Origin of the sequence: Nonomuraea sp. 10N515B, from assembly GCF_052245915.1 — a bacterium.
In the GTDB taxonomy this organism is placed as follows: domain Bacteria; phylum Actinomycetota; class Actinomycetes; order Streptosporangiales; family Streptosporangiaceae; genus Nonomuraea.
In genome coordinates this window covers 21231-41451 of sequence record NZ_JBQQBQ010000005.1, presented here as the reverse complement: position 1 = coordinate 41451, position 20221 = coordinate 21231, and the positions used below count along the sequence as shown (strand labels likewise).

General features: G+C 68.7%; 19 protein-coding genes. 6 read left to right on the top strand and 13 right to left on the bottom strand.

From position 1 onward, the window contains the following. Positions 1-56 precede the first annotated feature (56 nt). From ACTWQA_RS08640 to ACTWQA_RS08630, 3 genes are all read left to right on the top strand, one after another. A complete protein-coding gene (locus ACTWQA_RS08640) occupies positions 57-749 on the top strand; it encodes a TetR/AcrR family transcriptional regulator (protein ID WP_443158748.1) in 693 nt (230 codons plus the stop codon). Then, entirely contained in the window at positions 709-2172 is a 1464-nt protein-coding gene (locus ACTWQA_RS08635) for a class I adenylate-forming enzyme family protein (protein ID WP_443158747.1), read from the top strand. The genes ACTWQA_RS08640 and ACTWQA_RS08635 overlap by 41 nt, the downstream gene beginning before the upstream one ends. Before the next feature lie 61 nt (positions 2173-2233). Then, positions 2234-2965: an enoyl-CoA hydratase/isomerase family protein gene (locus tag ACTWQA_RS08630; RefSeq protein WP_443158746.1), complete on the top strand. Its 732-nt coding sequence runs from the start codon at positions 2234-2236 to the stop codon at positions 2963-2965. A gap of 115 nt (positions 2966-3080) precedes the next feature. On the opposite strand, the gene ACTWQA_RS08625 is transcribed toward ACTWQA_RS08630, so the two are convergent. The 5 genes from ACTWQA_RS08625 to ACTWQA_RS08605 form a co-directional block, all read right to left on the bottom strand. Then, positions 3081-3692 carry a hypothetical protein gene (locus tag ACTWQA_RS08625; protein WP_443158745.1) on the bottom strand — a complete coding sequence of 204 codons (612 nt, stop codon included), beginning with the start codon at positions 3690-3692 and terminating at the stop codon, positions 3081-3083. Beyond that, positions 3689-4762 (bottom strand): adenosine deaminase, encoded by a 1074-nt coding sequence (locus ACTWQA_RS08620; RefSeq protein WP_443158744.1) that lies wholly within the window; start codon positions 4760-4762, stop codon positions 3689-3691. Before ACTWQA_RS08620 ends, ACTWQA_RS08625 begins: the two co-directional genes overlap by 4 nt. Positions 4763-4786: 24 nt before the next feature. Beyond that, the gene (locus tag ACTWQA_RS08615; RefSeq protein WP_443158743.1) at positions 4787-5137 is read right to left on the bottom strand and encodes a cupin domain-containing protein; all 351 of its coding nucleotides are present in this window, start codon (positions 5135-5137) and stop codon (positions 4787-4789) included. Positions 5138-5141: 4 nt separating this feature from the next. Then, positions 5142-5747: an AMIN-like domain-containing (lipo)protein gene (locus ACTWQA_RS08610; protein ID WP_443158742.1), complete on the bottom strand. Its 606-nt coding sequence runs from the start codon at positions 5745-5747 to the stop codon at positions 5142-5144. 191 nt (positions 5748-5938) lie between these two features. Then, positions 5939-7300 carry an MFS transporter gene (locus tag ACTWQA_RS08605; RefSeq protein WP_443158741.1) on the bottom strand — a complete coding sequence of 454 codons (1362 nt, stop codon included), beginning with the start codon at positions 7298-7300 and terminating at the stop codon, positions 5939-5941. Between the two features lie 159 nt (positions 7301-7459). On the opposite strand from ACTWQA_RS08605, the gene ACTWQA_RS08600 reads away from it, so the two are divergent. Beyond that, positions 7460-7849 (top strand): MarR family winged helix-turn-helix transcriptional regulator, encoded by a 390-nt coding sequence (locus ACTWQA_RS08600; protein WP_443158740.1) that lies wholly within the window; start codon positions 7460-7462, stop codon positions 7847-7849. Positions 7850-7861: 12 nt separating this feature from the next. On the opposite strand, the gene ACTWQA_RS08595 is transcribed toward ACTWQA_RS08600, so the two are convergent. The 6 genes from ACTWQA_RS08595 to ACTWQA_RS08570 all read right to left on the bottom strand — a co-directional run bounded on the left by ACTWQA_RS08595 (position 7862) and on the right by ACTWQA_RS08570 (position 14709). After that, positions 7862-9142: a thymidine phosphorylase gene (locus ACTWQA_RS08595; protein ID WP_443158739.1), complete on the bottom strand. Its 1281-nt coding sequence runs from the start codon at positions 9140-9142 to the stop codon at positions 7862-7864. Next, complete coding sequence (locus ACTWQA_RS08590; protein ID WP_443158738.1) at positions 9142-9537, bottom strand: cytidine deaminase; 396 nt, start codon at positions 9535-9537, stop codon at positions 9142-9144. The genes ACTWQA_RS08595 and ACTWQA_RS08590 overlap by 1 nt, the downstream gene beginning before the upstream one ends. Then, positions 9534-10805 carry an ABC transporter permease gene (locus tag ACTWQA_RS08585; RefSeq protein ID WP_443158737.1) on the bottom strand — a complete coding sequence of 424 codons (1272 nt, stop codon included), beginning with the start codon at positions 10803-10805 and terminating at the stop codon, positions 9534-9536. The genes ACTWQA_RS08590 and ACTWQA_RS08585 overlap by 4 nt, the downstream gene beginning before the upstream one ends. Beyond that, the gene (locus tag ACTWQA_RS08580) at positions 10802-11944 is read right to left on the bottom strand and encodes an ABC transporter permease (RefSeq protein ID WP_443158736.1); all 1143 of its coding nucleotides are present in this window, start codon (positions 11942-11944) and stop codon (positions 10802-10804) included. The genes ACTWQA_RS08585 and ACTWQA_RS08580 overlap by 4 nt, the downstream gene beginning before the upstream one ends. Continuing rightward, entirely contained in the window at positions 11944-13554 is a 1611-nt protein-coding gene (locus ACTWQA_RS08575; RefSeq protein WP_443158735.1) for an ABC transporter ATP-binding protein, read from the bottom strand. The genes ACTWQA_RS08580 and ACTWQA_RS08575 overlap by 1 nt, the downstream gene beginning before the upstream one ends. A gap of 84 nt (positions 13555-13638) precedes the next feature. Next, positions 13639-14709 carry a BMP family lipoprotein gene (locus tag ACTWQA_RS08570; protein WP_443158734.1) on the bottom strand — a complete coding sequence of 357 codons (1071 nt, stop codon included), beginning with the start codon at positions 14707-14709 and terminating at the stop codon, positions 13639-13641. 277 nt (positions 14710-14986) lie between these two features. Between ACTWQA_RS08570 and ACTWQA_RS08565 the strand changes: the two genes are divergently transcribed. After that, on the top strand, positions 14987-16867 hold the full coding sequence (locus ACTWQA_RS08565; RefSeq protein WP_443158733.1) for a Xaa-Pro dipeptidyl-peptidase: 1881 nt from the start codon (positions 14987-14989) through the stop codon (positions 16865-16867). Here the strand turns inward: ACTWQA_RS08565 and ACTWQA_RS08560 are convergent. Beyond that, positions 16848-18071 carry a M20 family metallopeptidase gene (locus tag ACTWQA_RS08560; protein WP_443158732.1) on the bottom strand — a complete coding sequence of 408 codons (1224 nt, stop codon included), beginning with the start codon at positions 18069-18071 and terminating at the stop codon, positions 16848-16850. The genes ACTWQA_RS08565 and ACTWQA_RS08560 overlap by 20 nt on opposite strands. A gap of 494 nt (positions 18072-18565) precedes the next feature. Between ACTWQA_RS08560 and ACTWQA_RS08555 the strand changes: the two genes are divergently transcribed. Then, the gene (locus ACTWQA_RS08555; protein ID WP_443158731.1) at positions 18566-19957 is read left to right on the top strand and encodes a peptide ligase PGM1-related protein; all 1392 of its coding nucleotides are present in this window, start codon (positions 18566-18568) and stop codon (positions 19955-19957) included. Here ACTWQA_RS08555 and ACTWQA_RS08550 read toward each other — a convergent pair. Further along, positions 19929-20138, bottom strand: a complete 210-nt coding sequence (locus ACTWQA_RS08550) for an SCO4848 family membrane protein (protein WP_305920167.1) — start codon at positions 20136-20138, stop codon at positions 19929-19931. The two genes, ACTWQA_RS08555 and ACTWQA_RS08550, sit on opposite strands and share 29 nt — an antisense overlap. Positions 20139-20221 lie beyond the last annotated feature (83 nt).

Below are 20221 nucleotides of genomic sequence, written 5' to 3'. Positions count from 1 at the left end.
CGATTCAAGGGGAGAGAGGCTAACTTAGATGCTACCGAACGTTCGGTAGGAGGATCATGGACCTCAAGGACCGGGACGCGGACGCGAGCCGGCGGATCAGGATGGCGGCGGTGCTGCTGTTCGCCCGGCAGGGCTACGCGGCCACGAGCATTCGCGATCTGGCCCGAGAGGTCAACATGACCAATGCCGGCATCTATCACCACGTGTCGAGCAAGGAAGCCCTGCTGGCCGGCCTCATGCGGGTCGCCCAGCAGGGATTGATCGACGCCGCCGAGCGCATGCTGCGCGACGTCCAGAGCCCCGCCGACCGCCTCGCCCTGCTGATCAGCTCGCTCACCGCGAGCCACGCACTCGCCCCCATGACGACCCGGGTCATGGACGCCGAGCTCCGTTCCCTGACCCCCGGCTCCGCCGCCCTGGACGAGATCATCGCACTCCGCGACGCCTACGAGGACCACTGGAAGCACGCCATCGCCGACGGCGTCTCAGCAGGCGTCTTCCGCATCGCCGACCAGAAGCTGACCCGCCTCGCGCTCATGTCCATGTGCACGGGCACCAGCGAGTGGTACCGCCCCGACGGGGACTCCACGCTGGAGCAGGTGTGCGCGGAGTTCGTGGCGATCGGCCTGGCCGCCGTACGCGCTCCCGTCCAGGTCGTCGCGACCCTCGACCTCTCCCTGCTGCCCGACTTCCCCTGGGAGCCGCCGCATGCCAGAAACGATCCCCGACCTGCTGAGGCACGCCGCTAGACAGTACGGCCGCCGCGAGTTCCTCCGTTTCTCCGACACCTCGCTGACCTTCGAAGACGCAGACGCCCAGTCGGATCGGCTAGCCGGCGCCCTGATCGACAAGGGCGTAAAGCCGGGCGACCGGGTGGCGGTCATGATGGACAACGTGCCCGGCTGGCCGATCAGCTGGCTGGCGATACTCAAGGCAGGCGCGATCACCGTGCCGGTCAACGTCCGCTACCGCGCCGCGGACCTGGAGCACGTCCTGCGCGACTCGGGCGCCGTCGCCACGCTGACGACCGCCGAGCACGTCCCGCACATCCCAGGCACGGTCTACGCTCTCGACTCCCTGTCCGGGTCACCTCCCGCCCGGCCCGTTCCCATCAAGCCCCATGATGTCGCGAATTTTCAGTACACGTCGGGCACGACTGGCTTCCCCAAGGCCTGCATGCTCACCCACGACTACTGGCTCAGAACCGCCCGAATCATGGCCGACCAGGCGCGCCTCCGCGACGACGACGTCATGATGATCGCCCAGGCGTACTCGTACATGGACCCCCAGTGGGCCACCCTCCTCTGCCTCATCGGCGGCATCCCCCTCGTGGTACTCCCCCGCTTCTCCGCCTCCGGCTTCTGGCCGTCGGCCAGGCAGCACGGCGCGACGCTCACGTACGTGCTCGGCACGATGCCCGTCCTGCTGCACAAACAACCGCCCCACCCGCTCGACCGCGAGAACCGGATGCGGCTCGTGCTCTGCTCGGGCATCCGCACCGACCTGCACCGGGAGTTCGAGGAGCGCTGGGGCGCGCCGTGGCGCGAGCTGTACGGCTCCACCGAGAGCGGCCCCGACCTGTACGTGGACATCGACGCCGAGGAGACGGTGGGCACCGGCGCGATGGGCCGCCCGCCGGTCGGCAAGGAGGTCGTGCTCGACGAGGAGACCGGGGAGATCCTCGTCAGGGGCGTGCCCATGATGAACGGCTACTGGAACCACCCGGAGGCGACCGCCACGGTGTTCAGAGGCGGCTGGTACCACACCGGCGATCTCGGCGTCCGCGACGAGCACGGCTACATCCACCACGCCGGGCGGATCAAGGACATGGTCCGCAGGGGCGGGGAGAACATCTCGTGCGCCGAGGTCGAGAGCGTGCTCACCCAGCATCCCGCGGTGCTGCAGGCGGCTCTGGTGCCCATCCCGGACGACCTGTGGGGCGAGCTGCCGAAGGCGTTCATCCAGCTCCACCCCGGCCACGCCCCTGACGCTGACACGGCCATGAGCGTGATCGAGCATGCCAGGCAGCGCCTGGCCCGCTTCAAGATCCCCGAGTACGTGGAGTTCGTCGAGGGCTTCTCCCTGACCCCGTCGGCCCGCATCGAGAAACGCCATCTGATGAGGCCCGACCAGCGCTCCGCCCCCGCCCTGTTCATGGGCCTCACTCCGTGAGGCCGGCTCGGTCGCCAGACGCCGCCGCCTTCCTCACCATCGACATCGACCAGGAGAGAGCATGATCGAAGTAACGGAACGCGACGAGGTGGCCGTGATCACGCTGGCCCGCCCCGAGAAGCTCAACGCGCTCACCGCGGCGATGCGCAGGGAGCTGGCCGCGGCGGTACGCGGCCAGGGGGACGGCAAGAGCGTCAAGGGCATCGTGGTCACCGGCACGGGCCGGGCGTTCTCCGCCGGGGAGGATCTGCGCGAGGCCGCGGGCAAATCCCTCCTGGAGGAGGTGAAGCTCTTCCACGACATGACCAGGGCAGTGCTGGAGACCCGCGTGCCGGTAGTGGCCGCGGTCAACGGCATCGCCGTGGGCGGGGCCGCCGAGTGGACGCTGTGCTTCGACTCCCGCATCGGCGTCCCGTCGGCCGAGTACTTCTTCCCCGAGAACCACATCGGCCTGTCGATCTCGAACGCCTCCAGTTACCTGCTGCCCCGCCTGGTCGGCGCCCGTGCGATGCGGCTGGTGCTCGACTCGGCCCGGCTGAGCGCCGAGGAGGCCCTGGCGGCGGGCCTCTTGGACGAGATCGCCGAGCAGGAGGCGCTGGTGGAGACGGCGATCGCCCGGGTGCGCCACTGGTCACGGCCGGGCACCGCCACAGACGTGCACCTCTCGCTGCTGCGCCCGGCGCTGACCGAGGTGGAGCGGGCCTTCGCCGTCGAGACGGAGGCCGCCAAACATGTGGAGGAAACCGGAATCGCGGAGGCGGGCATGCGGCGCTTCGTCGAAGCAAGGCCATGACGCCCCGACACGAGCCGAGCGATGACGACGCGACCACCAGTCGAGCGACGGCGACGACCATCAGCTGAGCGACGGCGACGCGATCACCAGCTGAGCGACGGCGATCGCCGGCTCGCTAGGGGATGACGATCGCCACAATCACCAGCACGACCGCGGCCGCCAGCACCGCGATCGCGTCGTAGGCCCAGACGATCCGGACCGGCGCCGCCTCCTCGTGACGGTGCCGGGCCGACTCGGCGCGCTCGCGGATCTGCTCGCCCACCCAGTCGGCGTGCGTCTTGCCCGCGAACGCCTCCTCCGCCGCCTGCTCGCCCTTGCTCAGCGTCGGCTCGGTGCGGAGGCGTCCCCGCTGCTGCCGGGGCATGCCGCGCCGCTGCGCCTTGGCCCGCTCCCGCGCGCTGGCCATCGGCGTCCACAACCGCAGCACCTGCTCATCGCCGTGGTGCACGCTGATGGCGTGCGACACGCTCACATCGTCGATGGCCGCCCACGGCACGTGCGTCGTGCGCATCGGGTTGCGGCCGACCAGCTCGGACTCCGTGAACACGGTCGCGGGCCGCAGCGCGACGAGGTAGACCAGCGCGGTCAGCACGCCGAGCACGGCCAGTGCCACCAGCGACGGCTTGCCGTTGTATTTGCTGATCAGGTCCCAGACGTTGAACGCGACGAACGCCAACCAGACCCACGCCAGTACGAACGCGGCCCTGGAGCGGTAAGTCTGTTTCACGGCCGCCACTTCAGCTGCGCGAACCCGGGCTTGATCACGCCGTTGATGAGCGCCAGCCGTTCGTCGAACGGGATGAACGCCGACTTCATCGCGTTGACCGTGAACCACTGCAGGTCGTCCCAGCCGTAGCCGAACGCCTCGACCAGCTTGGCGAACTCCAGCGACAGGCTCGTCCGGCTCATCAGCCGGTTGTCGGTGTTGACCGTGACCCGGAAATACAGCCGCCGCAGCAGCCCGATGGGGTGCTCGGCGATCGACGCGGCGGCCCCGGTCTGCAGGTTGGACGTGGGGCACATCTCCAGCGGGATGCGCTTGTCGCGGACGTAGGCGGCCAGGCGGCCCAGCTTGGCCGTGCCGTCACCGGCCACCGTGATGTCATCGATGATCCGCACGCCGTGCCCGAGCCGGTCGGCGCCGCACCACTGGATGGCCTGCCAGATCGACGGCAGCCCGAACGCCTCGCCCGCGTGGATGGTGAAGTGGGAGTTTTCCCGCTGCAGGTATTCGAACGCGTCGAGATGCCTGGTGGGCGGGTATCCCGCCTCCGCCCCCGCGATGTCGAACCCCACCACGCCCACGTCGCGGTAGCGGACGGCGAGCTCGGCGATCTCCATGGAGCGCGCCTGGTGCCGCATGGCCGTGAGCAGCGTGCCGACGCGGACGCCGCGGCCCTGCGAGCCCTGCTTGAAGCCCTCGAGCACCGCCTCGACCACCTGGTCCAGGGTCAGCCCCGTGGTGGTGTGCTGCTCGGGGGCGAAACGCACCTCGGCGTAGACCACGCCGTCCGCGGCCAGGTCCTCGGCGCACTCGGCCGCCACGCGGACGAGCGACTCGCGCGTCTGCATGACGCCGACGGTGTGGTCGAACGTCTCCAGGTAGCGTTCGAGCGATCCGGAATCCGACGCCTCCTCGAACCACTGGCGCAGATTGTCGGGATCGTTGGTGGGCAGCCGATCGTAACCAGTCTCCCGGGCGAGCTCGACGATCGTCTCGGCGCGCAGCCCGCCGTCGAGGTGATCGTGCAGCAACACCTTGGGAGCCCGGCGGATCTCGTCAAACGTGGGGCTCATCCGCCCATGATATGGCCAGCGGTCTCAGTCGCGGCCCGCGCTGTCCGGAGAAAACGCAGGCAGGCACACGGCCACGTATTCAGCGCCCTCGGGACCCACGCAGTAGCGGACTTTCTCGCCCGGCGACGTCACCACCGACTGCCCGGCCGCGACCTCCATCCGCCCGCCGTCGTGCTCGACGATCAGCGTGCCGCGCAGGACCACAGTGTATTCCGTGAAGGACGGCGTCTGCGCGGGCTCCTCCCAGCCCGGCGGTGCGGTCATGCGGGCAATGGAGATCTCCTCGTCGCCGCTGTTGACGCGGCCGATGTGCTCGTCGATGAGCTTGCCGCCGGGGACAGGGATGCGGGCCGGGCCCTCGATCTTTCTCACCACGGGATCAGTGTGCCACGTCGAGTACGAGCCGGTTGGGCGAGGACGCCTCGGTGAGCTGGAATGCCGCCTGCCTGGCCAGCACCAGGCCGATGCCGACGCGGCTCTCGAAGTCACCGGTCCGCACGACCTCGGTGAGGTTGCGCAGGTCGGCCTGGTAGACCGGGCCGCCCTTCCAGGTGAGCTCGCCGTTCTCCTCGTGCGCGTTCGCGGGGAAGAGCGTGAGCTGCAGGTAAGCGCCGCCACGCACCTCGAGGGGCTTGCCGGAGCCGGCCTCCACGAACTCGTCCACCCATCTCACGCTGTATCCGGGGATATCACCTTCGAGGTCGATGACCAGGCGGTCGTACGTTTCGTGGGACGCATACCGTACAGCCCTCACGACCGCGGGCCCCACGCCCGGCCGTGCGACGTCCACTTCCGCCGTGCTGGTCGGCGCGCCCGACTCGGGAACCAGCGCCGCCGATTCGGTCGCGGACGGGCTTTCGGGCAGGGCGGTCTGGGTGGCCGGGCCGCACGCCGTACCGCCGGCCGTGAGCAGGGCCAGGCAGGCGAGCGGGGCGGCGAGGCGGCTGCGCGCCCACCGGCCACCGGCCCGGGATGACGGTCGCATGCCTCGGTAGATGCCCAGCACGCGAGTCGGCAAGCCGCGTTTCGGGCGACCGGCGCGATCTTTCCTGGCCCTTTCGCCGAACGGGACCGACCCTCTACCTGATCAGCTCGCAAGGAGTCTCACACGCGACTACGAGGTCATTCAGGAATGAGAAAGGGCCCCGCCAGGACGGCGGGGCCCTTCGATCGTGATCAGACGGTCTCGTAGACCTTGTCGCTGTCCGGCTCCACGGCCACGGCCTTGCGGCCGCGCAGCCCGGTCAGCGAGATCGCCAGCCCGACGAGGGCCAGCACCAGCGACACCACGATGGCCGCGCGCAGCGTGCCGATCGAGAGCGTCTCGCCACCCCCCGAGGTCAGCACGGCGGTCACCGCGGCCAGCACGATGGCGCCGCCCACCTGCCCGGAGGTGTTGAGCAGCCCGGAGGCCAGCCCCTGCTCATCGTCGTCCACGCCGCTGACGGCCTGGATGTTGAGCGCGGGGAAGGACAGCGCGAACGCGACGCCCAGCAGCAGCATCCCGGGGATGACCATGCCGGCCAGGCTGGGCGTGCTGTCGATGCCCAGGAAGATCGCGTAGCCACCGGCCAGCGCGGCCGCGCCGATGACAATCAGCTTGCCGGTGCCGAACCTGTCGGCGAAGTCGCCCATCTTGGTCGAGGTGAGCGCGACGAGCAGGCCCGCGGGCAGGAAGGCGAGCGCCGTGCCGAGTGCCGACCAGCCCAGCAGGATCTGGAAATACTGCATGGCGACGAACTGGAAGGCCACGTACGAGCCGAAGAGGATCATCAGGCCCAGGTTGGCCCGCACGATGTGGCCGGAACGCAGGATGCCGAGCCGCACCAGCGGGTGCTTCATCCGCAGCTCGGTGAAGACGAACAGCCCGAGCAGCGCCGCCACGGCCACCAGCGAGCCGATGGTCCGGACGGAGGTCCAGCCGACCTCGGGCGCCTGGACGACGGTGAAGACCAGCAGCAACATCGAGGCGGTGATCAGCACGGCGCCGAGCAGGTCGTGGCCGCCCTCGGCCCGCTCCTCGGCGCCCCGCGGCAGCACCCTGAGCGCGGCGACCAGCGCGATGATCGCGACGGGCACCGGCATCAGCAGCGTCGCCCGCCAGTCGAGCTCCGTCAGCAGGCCGGAGAGCACGAGGCCCAGCGAGTAGCCGCTGGCGCCGCAGGCGGTGAAGATGCTCAATGCCCTGTTGCGCTCCGGGCCCTCAGGAAAGGTCGTCGTGATGATCGACAATGCCGCCGGCGCGGTGAAGGCGGCCGACACACCCTTGATGAACCTGGCCGCGATCAGCAGCGCTCCGTCATCCACGATGCCACCGAGCAGGGACGCGACGGCGAAGACACCCAGAGCGACCAGGAACACCCTGCGCCGCCCGAGCAGGTCGGCGGTCCTGCCCCCGAGCAACAGAAGACCGCCGTAGCCGAGCACGTAACCGCTGACCACCCACTGCAAAGACGACGTGCTCAAGCCCAGGTCGTGCTGGATTGCGGGGAGGGCCACACCGACCATCGAGACGTCCAGGGCGTCAAGGAAGATCACCGCGCACAGCACGGCGAGCAAGCCCCAGCGAGAAGAAAGAGATGCCGAAGTTGAAGAAGAGGAAGACGACATGGATCAGAACAATACATGCGTCAGCATCTAATGCAAGTGCATTTAATTCCGTTGCATAAGGTTTAGCGGAGTGGTAACCTCCGCGACATGGACGAGGAGTTCGTGGTCGAGACCTGGCATTACGTCCTGGCCAAGCACGCCAAAGCCATGTGCGCGCTGGAGCGGGAGCTCGGCGATCGGCACGGGCTGGGGCCCAGTGAGTTCGAGGTGCTGGACCGGATCGTCCACCACGACAGGAAATTGCGCCTGCAGGAGCTCTGCGACGAGGTTCACCTGAGCCAGAGCGCGCTGTCCAGGGTGGTGGCACGGTTGGAGAAGTCCTCGCTCGTGTCACGGGGCGCGTGCGATTCGGACCGGCGCGGCGTCTTCGTGTGCATCACCGATGAGGGCCGCGCCCGCCACGCCGAAGCCCTCCCCACCCAGCGGGCCGTCCTGTCCGGCATCTTCACCGACACCCCGGCGGCTCTGATCTCCTGACCCCGCCGGGCGCTACTCGGCGGTGATGCGATCGATGACCAGCGGGAGCTGCTCCTCGCTGGCATCCCCCACCGCGTAGCCGCCCTCCAACGCCTCCAGCGCCCGCGCGAACCGCTCCGTCTCATCGGCGTGCAACGTCATCAACGGCTGCCCGGCCCGCACCAGATCCCCGGGCTTGGCGTGCAGCGTGACGCCGGCCCCGAACGAGACCGGGTCCTCCTTACGCGCCCGCCCGGCCCCCAGCCGCCAGGCCGCCAGCCCCACCGCGTACGCGTCCAGCCGGGTCAGCACTCCCGACGCGGGCGCCTCGACGACCATCGTCTCGGCCGCGCGCGGCAACACGGCGTCCGGATCGCCGCCCTGAGCGACGATCATCCGCCGCCAGGCGTCCATGGCCGACCCGTCCTGCAGCGCCTTGGCCGGGTCCTTGCTGGAGGCGACACCGGCCGCCTCCAGCATCTCCTGCGCCAGCCGTACGGTCAGCTCCACCACGTCGGAGGGCCCGCCGCCGGCCAGGACCTCGACGGACTCCTCGACCTCCAGCGCGTTGCCCACGGCCCGCCCCAGGGGCCGGTCCATCGCGGTGAGCAGCGCGACCGTGCGCACTCCCGCGTCCGTGCCGAGCGCCACCATCGTCTCGGCCAGCTCACGCGCCGTCTCGACGGACTTCATGAACGCCCCTGAGCCCACCTTGACGTCGAGCACCAGGGAGCCGGTGCCCTCGGCGATCTTCTTCGACATGATCGACGAGGCGATCAGCGGGATGGACTCGACGGTGCCGGTGACGTCGCGCAAGGCGTAGAGCTTCTTGTCGGCGGGGGCGAGACCGGAGCCCGCCGCGCAGACGACGGCGCCGGCCGAGCGCAGCACCTGCAGCATCTGGTCGTTGGAGAGCGAGGCCCGCCAGCCGGGAATGGACTCCAGCTTGTCCAGGGTGCCGCCGGTGTGGCCGAGGCCGCGTCCGGACAGCTGCGGCACGTACGCGCCGCACGCCGCCACCAGCGGCGCCAGCGGGAGCGTGATCTTGTCACCGACGCCGCCGGTCGAGTGTTTGTCGGCAGTCGGCCGATCCAGCATCGACCAGTCCATGCGCTCACCGGAGCGGATCATGGCCTGGGTCCAGTCGGCGATCTCGCGCCGGTTCATGCCGTTCAGCAGAATGGCCATGGCCAGCGCGGACATCTGCTCGTCGGCCACGTCGCCGCGCGTGTAGGCGGCGATCACCCAGTCGATCTGGGCGGTGGTCAGCTCGCCGCCGTCCCGCTTGGCGCGGATGACCTCGATGGCGTCCACTAGGCGCTCCTGCTCAGGTCTTCCGGGCCGAATGCGTACGGCAGGATCTCGGACATCGGCTTCGGTCCGTCGACGGTCTCGACCAGCAGGCCGTCACCACCGAACTCGTACAAGAGCTGCCGGCAGCGCCCGCACGGCATCAGCAGCTCGCCGTGGCCGTCCACGCAGGTGAAGGCCACCAGCCGGCCGCCGCCGGACAGCTGCAGCGCCGACACCAGCCCGCACTCGGCGCACAGGCCGAGCCCGTAGGAGGCGTTCTCGACGTTGCAGCCGGTGACGATCCTGCCGTCGTCGACGAGCGCCGCCGCCCCCACAGGAAATTTCGAGTACGGCGCGTACGCGTGCCGCATGGCCTCAGCGGCCTCGTCCCGCAGGCCGTCCCAGTCGATGCTCAATGCTGCTCCCCCCGGCGATAGCGTACGCCGTCGGCCTTGGGCATCCGCAGGCGCTGCGAAGCCACCAAGAGCACGAGCAGCGTGAGCACGTGTGGTGTGATGAAGACGAACTCACTCGGCAACTGGTCGACGGTCCACCAGAGCCAGATCAACACGACCATGCCCGCAGCGGCGGCGGCCATCACCGTATAGTCCTTGGAGCCATTGATCACCGGCTCGGCGGGCCACAATATCCGGACGGCCCTGATCACCAGATAGGCCAGCAGCAGCACCGCGCCGAACAGGAAGAACGTGGTGACCGCCCCCGAGCTGCGCAGTTGCAGGCCGCTGGCGTAGCCGAACAGGGAGGCGCCGGTCGCCAGCCCGCCGGGCCGCCAGTTGCCGAAGATCATGGCGGCCAGGCCGATGAAGCCGCGCCCCTGGGTCTGGCCCTCCACGTACTTGTTGGAGACGAAGACCAGGAACACGCCGCCGAGCCCGGCGAACGCGCCGGAGATGACGACCGCGACGTACTTGATCAGGTAGACGTTTACGCCCAGCGACTCGGCCGCCCACGGGTTCTCGCCCGCCGAGCGCAGCCGCAGGCCGAAGGCCGTGCGCCAGAGCACGAAGAACGTCAGCGGCAGCAGCAGCACCGCCAGGACGACCAGGACGTTCACGTCGTGCGTAAGGCCGCGCAGGATGCCCGCGAGGTCGGAGAGCAGGAACCAGTGGGTGCTCTCGAGCTTTCCGAGCAGGTCGGGACCGTCGGAGAACAACGGCAGGCTGATCTCCGGTGCGGGCCCGGTGATCGCGGGCGAGGTGGTGATGCCGGCGCCGGCGCCGGCCGCGGGCGTGCCCTCCTTGTAGAGCACCTCGGACAGAAAGCGGGTGACGCCGGGGCCGAGCAGGTTGATGGCGACGCCGCTGATGATGTGGTCCACGCCGAACGTCACGGTGGCGACGGCGTGGATGAGACCGCCCAGCGCACCGCCGAGCAGCCCGGCGATCAGCGCGGCCACGGCGCCCCACTGGTAGCCGGCCCAGCCCGCGAACCAGGTGCCGAGCACCATCATGCCTTCGAGCCCGATGTTGACCACACCGGCCCGCTCGGCCCACAACCCGCCGAGCCCGGCGAGGCCGATCGGCACGGCCAGCAGCAGCGCGGCGGCGAACGTACCGGAGGAGGTGATGTCGTTCTGGCCCGACACGACGCGGACCAGCGACATCAGCAGGATGAGCGCGGCGACGCCGACGAGCACCAGGTGGTACTTGGTGAACCTAGTCATGCTGCCACCTCAACCGGAGTGTTCCTGCCAAGCTGCTGGGCGGCCCGCTGTTCTTCGATTCTGAGCGCCAGTCGGTTGGTTACCTCGTTCGCCACGACGACCAGCAGGACGATGACTCCCTGGATGATCGTGACGACGGACGCGGGGACCTCCGCGAACTGGAGCGCGCCCTGCGCCCGGTCGAGGAAGGCGAACAGCAACGCGGCGACCGCGATGCCCACGGGCTTGTTCCTGCCGAGCAGCGCCACCGCGATGCCCAGGAAGCCCAGGCCGGCGGTGAAGTTGGAATTGAAGGCACCTCTGTCGCCGAGGATCTCCGGCAGGCCGATGAGCCCGGCGATGCCGCCGGACAGAACCATCGCCGCAATGATCATCTTCTTAGGGTCGACGCCGGAGGCGAGCGCGGCGGGGCCGTTGAGCCCGCTGGCCTTCACGTTGAAGCCGAAACGGGTGCGCTCCAGCACCACCCACACCGCCAGGCCGAGCACGACCGCCAGGAGGAGGAAGCCCCACAGGCCACCCCCACGGGTCGGTGAGGGCTGCCCGAACCAGTCGAATATGAAGTTGAGGTTGGGGAACATGGCCGAGTCCGCCAACTCGGGCGTGGTCGTGGTGAGCTGCCCTTCCGCGCGCTGTCCCGCGAACGGACCGCGCACGAGGAAGGACGTCAGGCTGAGCGCGATGTAGTTGAGCATGATCGTGGAGATGACCTCGTTCACGCCCCTGGTCACCTTCATGACCGCGGGGATCAGCGCGTAGAGGCCGCCGACGGCCGCCGCGACCACGATGATCACCGCGATCTGGATCGGGGCGGGAGCGGTGAAAGTCGAGCCCACGTACGCCGCGACGACTGCCGCGAGCCGGTACTGGCCCTCCACGCCGATGTTGAAGAGGTTCATGCGGAAGCCGACGGCCACCGCCAGTCCGGCGATGAACAGCGGCACCGCCCGGTTGAGGAACGTCGCGACGCCGTTGACCACCGCCCGCGGCGTCTCGCCGAAATTGAAGAAGGCGGCGAACGCGTCCAGCGGGCTGGCGCCCGCGGCGATGATCGCCACGCTGGAGATCGCGATGGCCAGGATGATCGCGATGACGGCGCCGGCCACGGTGAGCAGCGCCCGGTTGAGCCCGGCGGGCATCACGTCTCCTCAGTGCCGGCGATGGCGCCGGTCATGTAGCCGCCCAGCCGCTCGGGCGTGATGTCGGAAGGGTCGAGCGCGGCCACGAGGCGTCCCCGGTAGATCACCTGAATCGTGTCGGACAGGCCGATCAGCTCGTCGAGGTCGGCGGAGATCAGCAGCACGGCCAGGCCGGCCGCCCGGGCGTTACGCAGGTGGTCCCAGATGGCGGCCTGGGCGCCGACGTCCACACCGCGCGTCGGGTGCGCGGCGATGAGGAACTTGGGCGCGCCGCTCATCTCGCGGCCCACGATCAGCTTCTGCTGGTTGCCGCCGGACAGGGCCAGCGCCAGGGTGTCCACGCTGGGCGTGCGGACGTCGTAGTCCTTGACGATGCGCTCGGTGTCACGCTTGGCGGCGCTCCGGTCGACCCAGATGCCGTTACGTGCGGGCTTCCTGGTCTGGTGGCCGAGCACGCGGTTCTCCCACAGGGACGCCTCCAGCAGCAGGCCCTGGCGGTGCCGGTCCTCGGGGATGTAACCGACGCCGGACTCCCTGCGCTTGAGCGTGGACCAGGTGCTGATGTCCTGCTCGCCGAGGGTGATGACACCGTGCGCGGCGCGGATGCCCATGATGGCCTCGATCAGCTCGGACTGGCCGTTGCCCTCGACGCCGGCGATGCCGAGGATCTCGCCCTCGTGGATCTCGAACGACAGGTCGTCGAGGAGCAGCCGCTTGCCGTCCGCGCGCAGCTTCTCAACGTACGTCTCCACCGGGGTGCCCTTCGGCACCGGGCGGTAGCCGTCGGCCTCCATGGTGAGGTGCGCGACCTGGAGCGCCACGCGGTCGGTCACCGTGGACTCGCGGGTCTCAGGCGTGGGCAGCTCGCTGCCGACCATGAGCTCGGCGAGCTGGCGGGCGCTGGTGACCTCGTCCCTGGCCAGGCTCGCGACGGTGGTGCCGCGTCGGATCACGGTGATCGCGTCGGCGATGTCGAGCACCTCGTCGAGCTTGTGCGAGATGAAGATGACGGTCAGGCCCTCGGCCTTGAGCTCGCGCAGGTTCTGGAAGAGCTCCTCGACCTCCTGGGGGACCAGCACGGCGGTCGGCTCGTCGAGGATCAGGATGCGGGCGCCGCGGTAGAGGACCTTGAGGATCTCCACGCGCTGGCGGTCGCCGACGCCGAGGTCCTCCACGAGCTTGTCCGGATCGACCCGCAGGCCGTGGCTGTCGGCCAGCTGGGTGATGCGCGAGCGGGCGGCGGCCGTGTCGAGCATGCCGGCCTTCTTCGGCTCGGCGCCGAGGACGATGTTCTCCAGCACGGTGAGGTTGTCGGCCAGCATGAAGTGCTGGTGGACCATGCCGATGCCGACGGCGATGGCGTCACTGGGCGTGCGGAAGCCGACCTCGGTGCCGTTGACCTTGATGGTGCCCTCGTCCGGCTTCTGCATGCCGTACAGGATCTTCATCAGGGTGGATTTGCCTGCGCCGTTCTCGCCGACGATGGCATGCACCGTGCCGGGGTCGACGGTGATGCGGATGTCGTGGTTCGCGACGACGCCGGGGAAACGCTTGGTGATGCCCTCCAGCTCTACGGCGGGTTTCGCCGTGGCCAGGGTGTCAGCACTCATTTCGCCTCTCCTAGAGGGGGGCGGCATAGGCAGAAGGCCCGAAGTATCCGGACTCCGGGCCCTCTGTCAATGGTCGTACCCAGGTTACGGCTTAGCCGGAACCGTGATTTTGCCGTCGACGATGTCCTGCTTGGCAGCGTCGAGCTTGTCCTTGATGTCGTCGATCTCGCCACCGGTGGTGGCCAGGCCCACGCCGTCGACCTTGAGGTCGTAGATGACGTTCGTGCCGCCCTTGGCGCCGCCCTGGAAGGCCTTGATGAACTCGAACACGCCGACGTCGACGCGCTTGAGCATCGAGGTCATGATGACCGGCTGGAGGTCGGCCTCCTTGACCGTCTGGCGCTGGTCGGAGTCGACGCCGATGGCCTTCTTCTTGGCCGCGGCCGCCGCCTGGAACACGCCGAGGCCGGAGTCGCCGGAGGCGTGGTAGACGATGTCCGCGCCGTCCTGGTACATCTTGTCGGCCGCGACCTTGCCCTTGTCGGGGGCCTTGAAGCCGGAGAAGTCACCGTCGGGGGTGAGGTACTTGATGTCGATCTTGATGTCCGACTTGACCGACTTGGCACCGGCCACGAAACCGGCCTCGAACTTCTTGATCAGGTCGTTCTCGACGCCGCCGACGAAGCCGAGGTGGCCGCTCTCCGACTTGGTCGCCGCGGCGACGCCCGCCAGGTAGGAGCCCTGCTCCTCGGCGAACAGCAGGCCGGTCACGTTGGCCGCGTTCGAGGCGGAGTCCACGACCGCGAACTGAATGTCCGGGTATTCCTCGGCGGCCTTCTTGATGTCCTCGCCGTAGGCGAAGCCGACACCGATGATCGGGTTGTAGCCGGCGTCGGCGAGCTGGCGCAGCAGGTCACCACGGTTGGAACCGTCGGCGGCCGGGCTCAGCTCCTTGATCTCCGCCTGGAGGTCCGTCTTGGCCTTCTCCAGGCCGGCGTACGCCGCGTCGTTGAAGGACTTGTCACCACGTCCGCCGATGTCGAACGCCAGTCCGACCTTGAGCGCACTCTTCGGCGCCTCGCTGCTGGCCGCGCCGGTCGGCGCCTCGCTGGCCGTCGTGGAGCCCCCACCACCGCCGCCACATGCGGCCGCTGCCATGAGCATGACGCCGGCTACCGAGCCGAGCGCCATCCTGTTGAATCGCTTGCCGAGCAAGGCGACTCCCTTCCATCTCCCCGCCGTCGAACTTCATCGCAGGCGCGAAGAAACGTACGGCACCTGCACGGAAGATAGTTGCTTGACCAGGGCAGACCAAACCAGCACACAGGGTCGCAACTACTCCGTTATCGACCTCAGTCGCGTCTGTGACCTGAAACCCCCAAGAGAGGCGTACGGAAGATTTGCCCGACTTTGGGGATGAATCACCTCTTGCCCTGGGCCCGATCATGACAGAGATTCCCACAGACGGTGGAATTTTCCGATCGGAGCCCGCATGCACCCTAGGAAGGCACTGGCCGTGCCACTGGCCGCGATCCTCATCGCGGCCATGACCGGCACCACGCCTGCCGCAGCCGACATCCCCGCCTTAAAGATCGAGAACAACGCCACCCAGCCCGTCTTCTCCCGGGCGGACGCCATCAAGCAGACGGTGTTCGTCGAGGTCGCCGGGACCGACAGCGACAACGACGGCGCACCGGACCGCGTCGCGGTGGACATCCTGCGCCCCAAGGAGACCGACCAGGGACTCAAGGTCCCGGTGATCATGGAGGCCAGCCCGTACTACGCCGGCGGCAACGACGTCGCCAACCACCCCGTGGACGTGGACGAGAACGGCAACCCCCTCCCCACGCTCAAGGCACTCGCCAACAAGCTGGCCGCCGAGCCGTTCGACGGCTATTACGACAATTATTTCCTGCCCCGCGGCTACGCCATCGCGCTGGTGGAGAACCTCGGCAGCGGCCGTGCCACCGGCTGCCCGACCTCCGGCGACCGCAACGAGACGGCCGGCCCGAAGGCCGCGATCGACTGGCTGAACGGCCGCGCCAAGGGCTTCGACGCCGACGGCAATCCGGTCGAGGCCACCTGGTCGACCGGCAAGGTCGGCATGATCGGCGTCTCCTACAACGGCACGCTCCCGAACGCCGTCGCCGCGACCGGCGTCGAGGGCCTGGAGACGATCGTGCCGATCGCCGCGATCTCCAGTTGGTACGACTACTACCGCGCCAACGGCGGCGTCCTGGCCCCCGGCGGCTTCCAGGGCGAGGATCTGGACGTGCTCGCGAAATACGTGCTGACCAGGGAGAACGGCCAGGAGGCCTGCGGCGCGCTGATGGACCAGATCACCGCCACCCAGGACCGGATCACCGGCGACTACAGTCCCGTCTGGGACGCCCGCAACTACATGAACGACGTCGGCAAGGTCAAGGCCAGCGTCTTCGTCGTGCACGGGCTCAACGACTGGAACGTCAAGACCAAGCAGTTCGCGCAGTGGTGGTACGCCCTGGCCAAGCGGCACGTGCCGCGCAAGATCTGGCTGCACCAGGGCACCCATATGAATCCCTTCAGCCTGCGCACGGTCGAGTGGCTGCGCCAGCTGCACGGCTGGTTCGACCACTGGTTGTACGGCATCGACTCGGGCATCATGCGCGAGCCGCAGGCCGACGTCGAGCACGCGGCCGGCCAATGGGCCCAGCACAGGTCGTGGCCGCTGCCCGGCGCCACCCCCGTCCCCCTCCACCTGGGCTCCGGCCAGCGGCTGAGCCTGACCCCGCAGCCGTTGCCGGCCAAGGAGTCCTTCGTCGACCAGAAGGCCAGGACCACCGAGCAACTCGTCGAGGCCACCGGTTCCGACCCGAACCGGCTGGCGTACACGACCGGCGAGCTCCCGGCCGACGTGCGGATCTCCGGCACGCCGACAGTGTCGGTGCGGGCCTCGTTCAAGAACGGGGCGTCACCGTACCTGACGGCGTTGCTGGTGGACTACGGCACGGACGTCCGCCCGAACGGCTCGTTGCTCTCGACCGGCCAGACCTACTGCTACGGGCAGGGCGTCCCGGGTGACACGGGCTGCACCACGCTCAGGGTGCTCGGCACGGCCACCACGCCGTACAAGATCGTCACCCGGGGCTGGCTGGATGTGCGCAACCGGCACCGCCAGGACCGGACGGAGCCGCTGCGGCCGGGCAAGGACTACACCTTCACCTGGGACTTCCAGCCGACGGACTACGTGTTCAAGAAGGGCCACCGGCTGGGCCTGGTGATCATCTCGACCGACTACGACTACACCCTGCGCTACCCGCCGGGCACCGAGATCACGGTGTCGCCGGGACACTCGTCCCTGCGGCTGCCGCTGGTCACGCCAGCGCGCTGGTGATCGAGTCGAGCGGCCCGACCTCCCAGAGGGCGGTCAGCGCAGTGGCGGCCATGATCCGCACACCCATCGCGATCGCCCTCTCGTCCACGTCGAACGTGCCCTGGTGGATGTCGTAGGTCACGCCGCCCGGTGAGCGGGTGCCCAGACGGGCGAACGCGCCGGGAATCGACTCGAGGTACCAAGCGAAGTCCTCGCCGCCGAGCGACTGCTGGGTCGGGATCACCGCACCCGCGCCCAGCACGCGCTCGGCGGCCTCGGCCAGCATCTCGACGCTGACCTCGTCGTTGACCACCGGCGGCACGCCGCGCTTGTAGTCCATCTCGGCCTCGATGCCGTAGGCGCCGGCCACCGACTCCAGCAGGGACTTGATCAGGTCGGGTGCGGCGTGCCAGGCATTCTCGTCGAGGCAGCGCACGGTGCCTTCGGCGATGCCGTCGTCGGGGATCGCGTTGGCCGCCGTGCCGGCCTCGACCCGGCCCCAGACGAGGCTGAGCGAGGAACGCGGGTCGACGCGGCGCGACAGGGCGGCGGGCAGCTCGGTGAGGATCTTGGCGAGGGCGAAGACCAGGTCGGCGGTCAGGTGCGGGCGCGCGGTGTGGCCGCCGGGTCCCGAGACCCGGATGCTCAGCTTGTCGCAGGCCGAGGTGATCGGGCCCGCTCTGAGCCCGACCTGGCCGACGTCCACGCGCGGGTCGCAGTGCAGGCCGAAGATGCGGTCGACGCCGCTGATGCCGCCGTGCGCCATGACCTCGAGCGCGCCGCCCGGCAGCTCCTCGGCGGGCTGGAAGATCAGCCTGACCCGGCCGGGCAGGAGGCCGGCGGCGGCCTGCTGGGCGAGGAAGAGCGAGGTGCCGAGCAGCACAGCGGTGTGCACGTCATGGCCGCAGGCGTGGCAGGCGCCGCCAATGCTCGAGCGGTAGGACACGTCCTTCTCGTCGTGCAGCGGCAGCGCGTCGATGTCCGCGCGCAGCGCGACGGTCGGGCCGTCTCCGCTGCCCACGTCGCAGATGAGGCCGGTGCCCCGGGGAAGCACCGAAGGCGTCAGCCCGGCGGCGGTGAGCCGATCGGCGATCCGCTGTGTCGTGCGATATTCGGCGAAGGCCAGCTCAGGATGCATGTGGAGGTCGCGGCGGAATGCCACGAGATCCTGCTCGGTCTCCGCCAGGAACGCGTCGAGTTCGCCCCGAAGCTCACGTCCCCGCATATGTCACCATCCCGTCCATGCCGCGCGCCCCAATATGTCTGACCACCGCGGCTCATGCGCTGTGAAAGCTCGTCCTTCCGCCGTGGCCACCCGGTCGAGCGGCCGCTCGGCGAATCAAAAAACACACCCGCTGGTTCGGGTGCGCGAGATCGTCAGCATGGGCTATGCGCTCGTCAGTCGCGAGTGCCGCTGCAGCCCGGGTGCACAGCGGTCGGCCGTGTGCCCGATGGCGATGCTTCGACTCTATCGCTCGCGCGCGAGTTCCTGCCGACAGATACACCAAAAGTTAGCCGACGGCACGCCCGTAACCTCGGGTGGTGACGTTAGGTGAACGTCAGCCTGATCCGGAAATAGTCACAAGGGATCATTAGATGGTGACCCGATGCCGCCTGTTCCAAACGTGGTCGGCGATTCCGAATCCTGTCACCTTCTGTCATGGTCATCACACTTCGGCGGTGGCTGCATTTGAGAAGAATGCGTGTTTCACTCGCAATATGATCACTAATATCCCGTTCGGGGAGAAGTATGCTGGGTTGAGCATCTTCGAGCCGAGTGAGGGGACCCTGGTGGTCGTGCCCTCGCTCTCCCTTCCGCAGGACGAGCTCCGCCGCATCACGGCGGCCAGGTCCTACGAGGAGCGCCTGCTGTTCCTGCTGCTGACGCTCCGCGAACCCGGGGTAAAGGTGGTCTACCTCTCCTCCGCGCCGATTGATCCCGACATCATCGACTACTACTTCGCCTTCCTGCCCGATCCGGATGACGCCGCCAAGCGGCTCACGTTGATCACGCTCGACGATCCCTGGTCTCAGCCGTTGACCAGGAGCGTGCTCGAGCGCCCGGATGTGATCGAGCAACTGCGGTCGGAGATCAACGGTGACGCGTGGATCGTGCCGTTCGTCCTCAGCGAACTCGAGGAGGAGCTCGCGTCGTTACTCAACGTGCCCCTCTACGGTCCGGCCACCTCTTTCGCCTATTACGGCTCCAAGAGCGGCGGACGCGAGTTGGGCCACGAGGCGGGCGTGCCGATGGCGCGCGGCTTCGGCGACCTGCGGACCTCGTCGGAGATCGAGGAGGCGATCGAGGCGCTGCCGGGCGAACGGGTGATCGTCAAGCTGAACGACGCCTACTCCGGGCTGGGCAACGCGATCGTCACCAAGACCGACAGGTCGCTGACCAGTTTCGCGATGGCAGGCGAGAGCTGGGACACGTTCTCTGTGAAGATCAGGGACCGCGGGGCGGTGGTCGAGGAGTACATCGAGCACCGGCCGCTCTACTACCCCAGCGCGCTGGCCTGCATCACGCCGGGCGGCCACGCGCAGGTGCTGGCCACGCACGACCAGGTGCTCGGCGGCGCCAACGGCCACGTTTACCAAGGCTGCACGTTCCCTGCCGCGCCCGAGTATCGCGCCGAGGTGGGCGCCTCGGCCGAGCGGATCGCCGGCGTGCTGGCCGAGCGGGGCGTGGTAGGAGTCTTCGGGATGGACTTCTTCGCACTGAAGGCCGACGCCGGATACGCGGCGCTGCTGTGCGAGATCAACCTGCGCATCGGCGGCACGACGCATCCGTTCGGCGCGGCCGTGCTGACGACCGGGGCCGCATACGATCCCGCGACCGGCCTGCTCATGGCCGGCGACCAGCCGAAGTATTACACCGCGACCGACAACTGCGCCTCCTCCTGCCTGCGCGGGCGCACCCCGGGCGAGGTCGTGCGCACCGCGGACCGGCTCGGCATCGGGTTCGACGCCGAACGGCGTACCGGCAACGTCTTCCACTTGCTCGGGGCCGTTCCCGAGCATGGGAAGCTGGGCTTCACCTCGATAGGCGACTCGCGAGAGGAGGCCGACGAGCTGCACGCGCTTACCCGGCGTCTCCTCTGCGGTTCCTGAGTCCCCGCCAGCCGATGGCGGCCAGCACGAGGGCGAGGATGATGTTCACCGCGATCAAGATGCCGTGGACGACATAGAAGCTGGTTGGATGCCCGTCCTGCAGGTTAAACCCGAGATTCACCCACTCGAAGACCATGAACGCGCCGAGCGCGATCAGGAATCCGGCGATCTTTCGTGACATTAGTGCCTCTCTGGTATCGAAGGTGGATCTTCGGGGGATGTGTCGCCACATGGGCATTCACACGAAGCTACGCTGAGACCGCC